The 8,617-nt window shown below is 61.3% G+C and carries 11 protein-coding genes; 3 read left to right on the top strand and 8 right to left on the bottom strand.

Going from position 1 to position 8,617, the window contains the following annotated elements:
- Positions 1-284: 284 nt before the first annotated feature.
- Genes TY51_RS04915 through TY51_RS20805 form a run of 3 tightly spaced genes read right to left on the bottom strand, consistent with a single transcriptional unit; the run spans position 285 to position 2,092 of the window.
- Positions 285-932 (bottom strand): hypothetical protein, encoded by a 648-nt coding sequence (locus TY51_RS04915; RefSeq protein WP_042246645.1) that lies wholly within the window; start codon positions 930-932, stop codon positions 285-287.
- A 13-nt stretch (positions 933-945) separates the two neighbouring features.
- Entirely contained in the window at positions 946-1,680 is a 735-nt protein-coding gene (locus TY51_RS04910; protein WP_042246643.1) for a HupE/UreJ family protein, read from the bottom strand.
- Positions 1,681-1,738: 58 nt separating this feature from the next.
- The gene (locus tag TY51_RS20805; RefSeq protein WP_231558907.1) at positions 1,739-2,092 is read right to left on the bottom strand and encodes a hypothetical protein; all 354 of its coding nucleotides are present in this window, start codon (positions 2,090-2,092) and stop codon (positions 1,739-1,741) included.
- Between the two features lie 75 nt (positions 2,093-2,167).
- On the opposite strand from TY51_RS20805, the gene TY51_RS04900 reads away from it, so the two are divergent.
- Positions 2,168-2,425 (top strand): metal-sensing transcriptional repressor, encoded by a 258-nt coding sequence (locus tag TY51_RS04900; RefSeq protein WP_042246638.1) that lies wholly within the window; start codon positions 2,168-2,170, stop codon positions 2,423-2,425.
- 9 nt (positions 2,426-2,434) lie between these two features.
- A complete protein-coding gene (locus TY51_RS04895) occupies positions 2,435-3,748 on the top strand; it encodes an MFS transporter (RefSeq protein ID WP_042246635.1) in 1,314 nt (437 codons plus the stop codon).
- 21 nt (positions 3,749-3,769) lie between these two features.
- Here TY51_RS04895 and TY51_RS04890 read toward each other — a convergent pair whose 3' ends face one another.
- The 3 genes from TY51_RS04890 to cueR are packed head-to-tail and all read right to left on the bottom strand — an operon-like array spanning position 3,770 to position 5,441.
- Positions 3,770-4,531 (bottom strand): glutaredoxin family protein, encoded by a 762-nt coding sequence (locus TY51_RS04890; protein WP_231558908.1) that lies wholly within the window; start codon positions 4,529-4,531, stop codon positions 3,770-3,772.
- A gap of 2 nt (positions 4,532-4,533) precedes the next feature.
- The gene (locus TY51_RS04885) at positions 4,534-4,989 is read right to left on the bottom strand and encodes a DUF411 domain-containing protein (protein ID WP_042246632.1); all 456 of its coding nucleotides are present in this window, start codon (positions 4,987-4,989) and stop codon (positions 4,534-4,536) included.
- Positions 4,989-5,441 (bottom strand): Cu(I)-responsive transcriptional regulator, encoded by a 453-nt coding sequence (cueR, locus tag TY51_RS04880; RefSeq protein WP_042246629.1) that lies wholly within the window; start codon positions 5,439-5,441, stop codon positions 4,989-4,991. Before cueR ends, TY51_RS04885 begins: the two co-directional genes overlap by 1 nt.
- A 143-nt stretch (positions 5,442-5,584) precedes the next feature.
- Here cueR and TY51_RS04875 point away from each other — a divergent pair, with 143 nt between their 5' ends.
- Positions 5,585-5,995 carry a DUF305 domain-containing protein gene (locus TY51_RS04875; RefSeq protein ID WP_052649795.1) on the top strand — a complete coding sequence of 137 codons (411 nt, stop codon included), beginning with the start codon at positions 5,585-5,587 and terminating at the stop codon, positions 5,993-5,995.
- 782 nt (positions 5,996-6,777) lie between these two features.
- On the opposite strand, the gene TY51_RS04870 is transcribed toward TY51_RS04875, so the two are convergent.
- Positions 6,778-7,668, bottom strand: coding sequence for an NAD(P)/FAD-dependent oxidoreductase (locus TY51_RS04870; protein WP_081994706.1), 891 nt, complete (start codon positions 7,666-7,668; stop codon positions 6,778-6,780).
- Positions 7,669-8,005: 337 nt separating this feature from the next.
- Positions 8,006-8,617, bottom strand: a 612-nt coding sequence (locus TY51_RS04865; protein WP_042246626.1) for a sugar transferase, incomplete at its 5' end; no start/stop codon positions are given.

Raw genomic sequence — 8,617 nt, 5'->3', positions numbered from 1 at the left:
GTCCCACGAGCTGAAAGGGCCCCGGGTCCATTCGGGGCCCTTTTTCAGTCCAGACTGGTTCTGTTTCGGCGCGGAAATCTCAATGACGTTGAAGTTTGAAAAAATAGCGGCTTTGGTTTCCCACAGCCGCCGCCCATCCCCAGGCAATCTCTCACAGGCACCACCTTAAATTTCCGTTTTCTCTCGTACAAGATTTGTGGCGCGCGACCGTCGACATAATCGCCATCGCAATAAGGTAAGGCCGGGCAGACATTCGCGTCGATTACGAGTGGCTGCCCGGAGGCTCAGTAGGTTTCGACAACGGCGCTATACTCGCCGCGCACATTGATGGTCATGGTGATCGGTGTGCTGTCGCGGTTTCGCCAGAACCAGCCGTGATCACCGGCGAAGGGCGCCTCGATGCTGCCCTCGCCGTCGGTCGCGCCGGCGCCGCGCTCGTAGTCGATGGACTCACCACCGCTATGGGCGTGCAGGTCAAAGTTGACCCGACCGCCTTCGGCGGTCCATGCGTATGCGGCCACATCTCCAGCCGCCATTGTCAGCTTGATCTCGGCTGTGTCGCCCGGCTGCAGCGTAAAGGTCACGGTGTCCGTCCAAGTGTGCGGCGCCTCTTGCGCATAAGCCGTGCCGACGAGCAGACCCATGACGCTATCCAGGACGCTCGACGTCTGGTCCGGAGAGGGCTGCTCAATGGCGCGCTGTTCGTCCAGCAGACGATCCGCCTCGGCCTCGGCAGCAAGCTGGACCTTGATCTCGCCCATCTCGGTCAGGCCGATGACCCGGCCTATCCCGGTCGGGTCGATGGCGTATTCAGCAGGAAGATAGACTGTGACCGCGATCAGCGCCGCACCGATGCTGGCCAGGATCGTGGAGCGGCGCAGTTGCGCCTTGGTGGGCAGCTCATCGATGTTGGGTTTGGGTGCGTTATGCATGGGAATATCCAATCTATGCAGTGGTGGAAGCGATGTAGCCGGCGACCTGATTGAAGGTCAGCCAGATGCCCAGGACCATCATCACCACGTTGGCGATGGTGGCCTGGCGCAGGAAGTTGGGGCTGCGACGCCAGTAGCCCATGACGATCAGGATCACGGCCAAGGCCAGTAGCTGGCCGACCTCGACGCCAACGTTGAAGGCCAGCAGGTTGGCCAGAAGCCCATCCTGCGGGATGTCATAGTCGAGGATCTTCGTGGCCAGGCCCGTGCCGTGGAACAGGCCGAAGATCAGCGTGGCGACCTTGGTATCGGGCTGGAACCCGAACCATTTCTGGTAGGCGCCAAGGTTGTCCAGCGCCTTGTAGACCACGGACAGGCCGATGATCGCGTCGATGATGTAGGCGTTGATGCCCCAGCCATACCAGACGCCAAGAAGCATCGTGACCGAATGGCCGATGGCGAACAGGCTGACATAGATGCCGACATCCTTCATCCGGTAGAGGAAGAACACCACGCCCAGCAGGAACAGGATGTGGTCGTAGCCGGTCACCATGTGCTTGGCGCCAAGGTAGATGAAGGGGATGATCTGCACCCCCCAGATTTCCTGGATATAGCCCGCGTCACCGGCGGTGACGTTATGGGCAAGAGCTTGGGCGGCCGTCAGCAGGACTGCCGCCAGCAGGATCAGGGTCAGCGCGACCGGTTGGCGTGGTGCCAAGGCGCGCAGGACCCCCGAGGTCGAGGTCATGGAAAAGTCTCCGGTAAGGGTCTGTCTGTTCGGATACACCGCGCGGTGGCGGCACCGATCAGGCCCGCGGAGGTCGCTCGATCAGATAGACCCGCTGCGGTCCTTCCCATGACGCCCGCAGCCGGAACGTATCGCGCCAAGCCACCCTTGGGTGCGCACCGGCGCCGGGGACAAGCATGGCCTGGCTGTGATCATGGTCGGCCACATCGTGGCTGTGACCGTGCAGCGCCCAGACAAGATCCTCTTCGTACCCGTGCGAGTGGCCATGATCAGCGATCATGTCGGTATGCTCGGCCACCACTTCGAAGACGGAAGGGACATGGCTGGCGCTTGGCGCAAGGGACCATACGACAAGCGACAGGCAGACGAGTGCTGCAAGCACGCTGTGCATCAATGTCCGAACCTGTTTCACCGGCCTGCCCGTCGTTTCGCGGCGCGCTGATCACACCGTCTTGTTCTATCCCCCAGGGGGGGATAGCCTGACTGTATGTCACACCCGCATGTTCACGCAACCCACCCCGCCCTCGTCGCCCGGCTGAAACGTGCCGAAGGTCATCTGCGCCATGTCATCGGCATGATCGAGGGTCATCAGCCCTGCCTCGACATCGCCCGCCAGCTGGCGGCGGTGGAAAGTGCTGTGACCTCTGCCAAGCGGGCGCTGATCCACGATCATATCGACCACTGTCTGGTCCACGATGCGGCGGAGACACTGGACGAGATGAAGGCGATCACCAAGCTGCTGTAAGGACACTCCATGCTGGCCATCCTGCGCGACCGCACCTATCGACATCTGTTCGCGGCGCAGGTGATCGCGCTGCTGGGCACCGGGCTGATGACCGTGGCCCTGGGCCTTCTGGCCTACGAACTGGCCGGGGCGGATGCGGGGGCGGTGCTGGGCACCGCGCTGGCGATCAAGATGATTGCTTATGTCGGTGTCGCGCCGGTGGCGCAGGCGTTCACGGATCGCCTGCCGCGCCGGTCGGTGCTGGTCGCGCTGGACCTGGTCCGGGGGGGCATTGCGCTGTGCCTGCCCTTCGTGACCGAGATCTGGCAGATCTACCTGCTGATCTTCCTGCTGCAGGCCGCGTCAGCCGCATTCACCCCGACATTTCAGGCGACCATTCCAGACATCCTGCCCAAGGAGGAGGATTATACCCGCGCCCTGTCGCTCTCGCGCCTTGCCTACGATCTGGAAAGCCTCGTCTCGCCCATGCTGGCGGCGACGCTTCTGAGCGTCATCAGCTTTCACAGCCTGTTTGCCGGGACGGTCGTCGGGTTTTTCGCCTCGGCTGCGCTGGTCCTCAGCGTCCGTCTGCCCTCACCGCAGCCAGCGGCACGGCGTGAGGTCTGGGACCGGACCACGCGCGGCATCCGCCTCTATCTAGCGACCCCGCGTCTGCGCGGATTGCTGGCGATCAGTCTGGCCGTCGCTGCGGCCGGATCGATGGTGATCGTGAACACGGTCGTGCTGGTCAAGGCGGGTTTCGGCCTGTCGGAGCCAGAGGTGGCGCTGGCCCTGGCAGCGTTCGGTGCGGGATCGATGCTCGCCGCCCTGACCCTGCCGCGCCTGCTGGACCGACTGTCGGACAGGCCGGTGATGATCGCGGGTGCCGCGGCCTTAATTGTCGGAACTGCCTTGGGGATGGTCGTGGGCAGTTATGGCGCGCTGCTGGTCCTGTGGCTAATCCTGGGCTTCGGCTATTCTGTCGCGCAGACGCCAGCGGGCCGGTTGCTGCGCCGCTCAGCCCATCCGGAAGATCGTCCGGCGATCTTTGCCGCTCAGTTCGCGCTGTCTCATGCCTGCTGGCTGATCTGCTATCCCCTGGCCGGATACCTGGGCGCCCGCGCAGGCATGACAGCCGCATTTGCTGCCATGGCGATCATCGGCGTGATCGGGCTGGCCTTGGCGTGGCGTCTGTGGCCTGCGGGTGATCCGACAGATGTCGCGCATGATCATTCGAGCCTGCCGGTTGATCATCCGCATCTGCGTGAACATGGAGGAATGGGGCGGCATCACCACCCCTTGGTAATCGACGATCTGCACAGGCGATGGCCGGTGGGTCCGTGAGGTCGAGGTAGTGTCCTTGCGCTAGTGACCCAGAATGGTGACCTTGATCAGCATCCAGACCGCCATCGCAATCATCATCAGGTTCTCAGTCAGAGAAACGAAACCCAGGGGCACATTGCTGTCGCCGCCGACACAGGCGCACTTGATCTCTCGCTTGTCGATATAGACGGCCTTGTAGACCGATATCGCGCCGATGATGCCGATGAACAGCGCCACCGGGATCGACAGCCACATCAGCGCGCCCGCGACCATCAGGATGCCCGCCAAGCCTTCGGCGAAGGGGTAGACGTATCCGTAACGTACCCATCTCTGCGCGAGCAGATCATAGTTCAGGAACATCGTGGCGAAGCTTTCCACGTCTTTCAGCTTCTGCAGGGCCAGCAGACACATCGCGAAGGCCACGAACCATTCCGCTGCGGCCAGGGTGATCAGATGACCAAACGCGGCCCAGCTGGTGGCCAGCGCCATCGCGGCGGCCGTCGCGAACAGCGCGATCACCGGACGATAGGTCGTTGCGGTCTTGTCGCGGACAGTCTTGCCGAAATGACGCCGCAGGTCATCGTAGCCACCGATCCGCTGACCATCGATGAAGATCTGCGGCGTGGTCCCCACGTCATGCTGTTCCTTGAAGCTATCGACCTCGGCTCGGGTGACCAGATGATGGTCCTCGACGCGGTAGCCTTCGCGTCGGAGCAGGTCCAAAGACTTGAGGCCGTAGGGGCACATATGCTTGGTCATCACCATGCGATGGAGGGTGGCGGTTTTCGTATCCGACAGAGTCATCATCAACCTCGGTGGCTTGAAAAGACCTGGGTGTCAGACCCGGTCCAAAGAATGACATCATAAGGATCGCGCTGCTCGCCCATCTCCATGCCGGGCGATCCGATTGGCATGCCGGGCACTGCTAGGCCCTCGGCCTTCGGGCGCCGATCCAGCAGGGTCCGGATATCGGCGGCGGGCACATGGCCTTCAATGACATAGCCATCAATCAGGGCTGTGTGGCAGGAACGGAGAGGCGTCGGCACGGCATGGCGGTCCTTCACGACCTGCATGTCTTCTGTCATCACCACATCAACGAGAAAGCCGTGGTTCTGAAGGTGCGCGACCCATGCGCCGCAGCATCCACAATCAGGCGCGCGGAACACTCGTGCCCGGACCGGTGGCTGATTGGCACGTGTCATTGCCGGAGTGGCCAAAAGGCACACCGCCAGCGCTGTCGTGAACATCCGTCGATCGATCATCAGCCAATCCTTTCCGTGAAACCCTTTTCGGGCGGCCTGCGGGACGCGGTGCCTTCACCCGTCTCCGACGTTTCAAGCCGTTGCAGGATCGGACAATTCGGACGCTCGTTGCCGGCGCAGGCATTCGCCAGATCCTCAAGGGTGTCGGCCATGTCCTGCAGATGGGCGATCTTGTGGCGCAGGTCCCGGACCCGGGCCTGCGCCAGGGACTTCACGTCGGCGCTGCGCCTGTCCTTGTCACGCCAGGGATCCAGCAGTTCGGTGATCTCAGCGATGGAAAAGCCCAGATCGCGGGCGCGGGCGATGAACCGTAGCATATGGACATCGCGCGGTTCGTATTCCCGATAGCCCGAGGCGGTTCGACTGGCATTCGGGATCACACCTATCTGTTCGTAGTAGCGGATCATCTTGGCCGATACGCCCGAGCGACTGGCGGCATCTCCGATGTTCATGACAAGGCTCCGTCGTTGAGATGACAAGGACATGGGGCCTCCCATCATGGGAAGGTCAAGGGCTCGATATCGAAATCCTGGCACCATTGACCTTACAACGATGGGAAGGACTATCTGGAGTGAAGTAAGAGGAGAGCACCGCCATGAAGACATTCGTTCCCATCCTGCTGACCGTCCTTGCCATGACCACGCCAAGCCTCGCACAGCAGACAATGGATCACTCGGCCCATGGCGAAATGGCGCAGATGGACCATTCTAACCATGGCAACATGGTCATGTCGGGGGCGCAGCCCGATGATACACCTGCGACGACCGCCTATCGCGCGGCAATGGCCGACATGCACATGAACATGGACGTCGAATATTCCAACGATGCGGATGTGGATTTCATGCGGGGCATGATCCCCCATCATCAGGGCGCCATCGATATGGCCCGCATCGTCCTGGAGCACGGCTCGGATCCGGAGGTGCGCGCCTTGGCCGAGGAGGTCATCACCGCGCAAGAGGCGGAAATCAAGATGATGGAGGCGTGGTTGGCTGAGCAAGACGGCTGATCGCCCGCTTTGCACAGCGCGGGGACAGGAAGTGGCAGCAATGGTGACAGATCTTCCAGTCCATAGTCATCTGCGCGGATGGCCCCCGGCACCAGACACAGGTCGGCAGCAAGGTCGACCTCAGACCGGACATCTCGAATGACCGAAGTGCCGGTCATGCCAACCATCCAAACAAGGCGCTCGATGGAATTGGCGGTCGGCGCAGGCTTGGGCGCCTCTCCTGTGAGGATTTCAGTGGATCGCGCACTATAGCTGACGCATCGTGTGGCGGTCGAAGGCTCCATGCGCTTGAGATGAACCATGTCGTTCGTGGAGATCAAAGCGAAGTATTCAAGCTTCACGGGTCGCCGCGACGCTTCAAGAAGCGAAAAGCTATGCTGATATTCCTAGGCGGAAGGCCGAAGCTCGTGGTATTTTCACAGGGTCCCACGAGCTGAAAGGGCCCCGGGTGTATCGGGGCCCTTTCAGTTTAGGCTGGTTCTTGTTTCGGAGCGAGGTTTTGCCTGTACCAACACAATAAAAAAAATGGCGGCTGCGGTCGCCCACAGCCGCCGCCTGTCCGGAGGCGATCTCTCACATTCGTCACGCTAGATTTCCACGTTCTCTTGTGCAAGTCCTTCAGCGTGCAATCTCCAAATAAGTGGTTCGTGCAAAAAGGTGGCCCCGCTCAGCGTTCTACTTTCCATGTGATGCCCTGCATTTGAGGGCATTTTCTTGAAATCTTGGGATGGGCTGGTAGTCAGCACGGCATTCAATAACCGGGCGGCGTTGTTCCGCAGCGATCAGGATATCGAGGCAGTCAGATCGTTGTGGATCGCGGTCGCGGCAATGGCCCCCTGCCCCATCGCGACAGCGATCTGGTCCAGTCCGTTGATGACATCCCCGATTGCATAGACCGCATCCACACTGGTCTTGTGCTTCGCATCGATAGCGATATGGCCAGCGTCATCCAGATCGAGGCCAAGACGAATTGCCGGATCGGCGCGCGGGGTCGTTCCCAAAGCCACATAGAGTGTATCGAAATGGTGGGTATGCCCGTCCTGAAGGGTCAGAAGAACCTCTGTCTCGGACAGCGCAATGCCCATCAGCGCGGGCTGTAAAACACTGATGCCGTTTCGCGCGGTGACCGAAGAGCCGTCGGGAGAGATCAGGGTGACAAATGGGGAGTAGTGGCGGAGAAAGCTGGCCTCTTGTAGGCCGTGCTTGCCGCGCCCCAGAACCGCGATACGCTTGTCACGGACTTCATAGGCGTCGCAGACGGGACAATAACGCAGGAGCCCTCGCGCCAATCCTTTTGCGTGATCGTCGGCAGCCATCGATGGCCGATGATTGAAGACCCCGGTCGCGAAGATCACGTTGCGTGCCAGTGCGATCCGTCGGTCGGCCACCACTCGGAACACGCCGCTCTGTTGCTCGACATTCTCGACTGTTCCGGCCTCGACCACCGCGCCATATCGCCGGGCGTGCGATAGCATCTGTCCCAGCAACTCCTGCCCCGAGATGCCGTCCGGGAACGGGGTCAGGTTATGTGTTCTGGGGATCATCAAGGCGCGCCCGTCCTGCCCATCGAATACAGTCACCCGACGCAGGAAACGGGCCAGATACAGCGCGGCCGTCAGTCCCGCAGGACCTCCGCCGATGATAACGCAATCCTGGATGTCGGACGTTTCCACTAGGGCAGGTTCCTTTGTCAGGTCACGGAGCCATCGCGGTGGCAATGCATGGGACAGGCTTGGTCACAACCGATGAGGTCACAAATCTTAGTCTTGGTGGCACTTTGAGTATGGTGCAATCAGAAATAGGCGCGTCCTGCAGGTGTTTCTGATCCGTTTCCCAAAAGCTGCCTCTCATGATTTCACCGCGGGACGCCGCCCTTCTGGGTTCGCCCTTTCACCCCAAGTCCGGCCCGTTGTTTCTTCAGAGCGGCGATGACACGTTCTCGATGAGCTTGATCACCCCATCATCTGTCTTCGTAGCTCTTTGAGCCGAGCGCAGGCAATTGCTGCAGGGTCAGTGCGCGCCGCGGGACATGACCACGGCGGGAATGGTCATGAAAATGATGCGCAGGTCCATCCACGGGTTCCAATTCATGACATAGAAACGATCAAGCTGCACACGCTCCAGATAGGTCGTGTTGCTGCGGCCGCTGATCTGCCAGAGGCCGGACAGCCCGGGCCGCGCTGACAGATAGTGCCGGGCGGAGCTCGCGTAGTAATCCAGCTCCTCCCGCACGACTGGACGCGGGCCGACAAGGCTCATCTCTCCGGTCAGCACGTTCAAAAGCTGCGGCAACTCGTCCAGGCTCAGCTTGCGCAGCACCGTGCCCAAGCGGGTGACACGAGGATCATCGACCAGCTTGCGCTGTTCGTTCCAAAGCGCCGCCTTGGCGGGGTGCTTGCGCAGATACTGTTCCAGGATAGTATCGCCGTTCACGACCATGGTGCGGAATTTCCAGCACCGGAACTCGCGGCCGCCAAAGCCGATGCGACGGTGCCCGTAGAGCAGCGGCCCTGAATCCGTCAGTTTCAGCACGATGACCAGCGCCAGGATCAACGGCGCCAGCAGCACCAGGCCAACGACTGCCAGCGTGATGTCCAGCCCACGCTTGGCGATACCCCCGAC

Source organism: Paracoccus sp. PAMC 22219 (assembly GCF_000787695.1).
In the GTDB taxonomy this organism is placed as follows: Bacteria; Pseudomonadota; Alphaproteobacteria; order Rhodobacterales; family Rhodobacteraceae; genus Paracoccus.
This window is presented reverse-complemented; position numbering and strand designations above follow the sequence as displayed.

What these genes read in the sequence shown, in the direction of transcription:
- TY51_RS04875 (WP_052649795.1), top strand. Translation starts at nt 5,585, where the DNA reads ATGAAGACATTCGTTCCCATCCTGCTGACCGTCCTTGCCATGACCACG.
- TY51_RS04885 (WP_042246632.1), bottom strand. Translation starts at nt 4,989, where the DNA reads ATGATCGATCGACGGATGTTCACGACAGCGCTGGCGGTGTGCCTTTTG.
- TY51_RS04890 (WP_231558908.1), bottom strand. Translation starts at nt 4,531, where the DNA reads ATGACTCTGTCGGATACGAAAACCGCCACCCTCCATCGCATGGTGATG.
- TY51_RS04910 (WP_042246643.1), bottom strand. Translation starts at nt 1,680, where the DNA reads ATGACCTCGACCTCGGGGGTCCTGCGCGCCTTGGCACCACGCCAACCG.
- TY51_RS04900 (WP_042246638.1), top strand. Translation starts at nt 2,168, where the DNA reads ATGTCACACCCGCATGTTCACGCAACCCACCCCGCCCTCGTCGCCCGG.
- TY51_RS04895 (WP_042246635.1), top strand. Translation starts at nt 2,435, where the DNA reads ATGCTGGCCATCCTGCGCGACCGCACCTATCGACATCTGTTCGCGGCG.
- TY51_RS04915 (WP_042246645.1), bottom strand. Translation starts at nt 932, where the DNA reads ATGCATAACGCACCCAAACCCAACATCGATGAGCTGCCCACCAAGGCG.
- cueR (WP_042246629.1), bottom strand. Translation starts at nt 5,441, where the DNA reads ATGAACATCGGAGATGCCGCCAGTCGCTCGGGCGTATCGGCCAAGATG.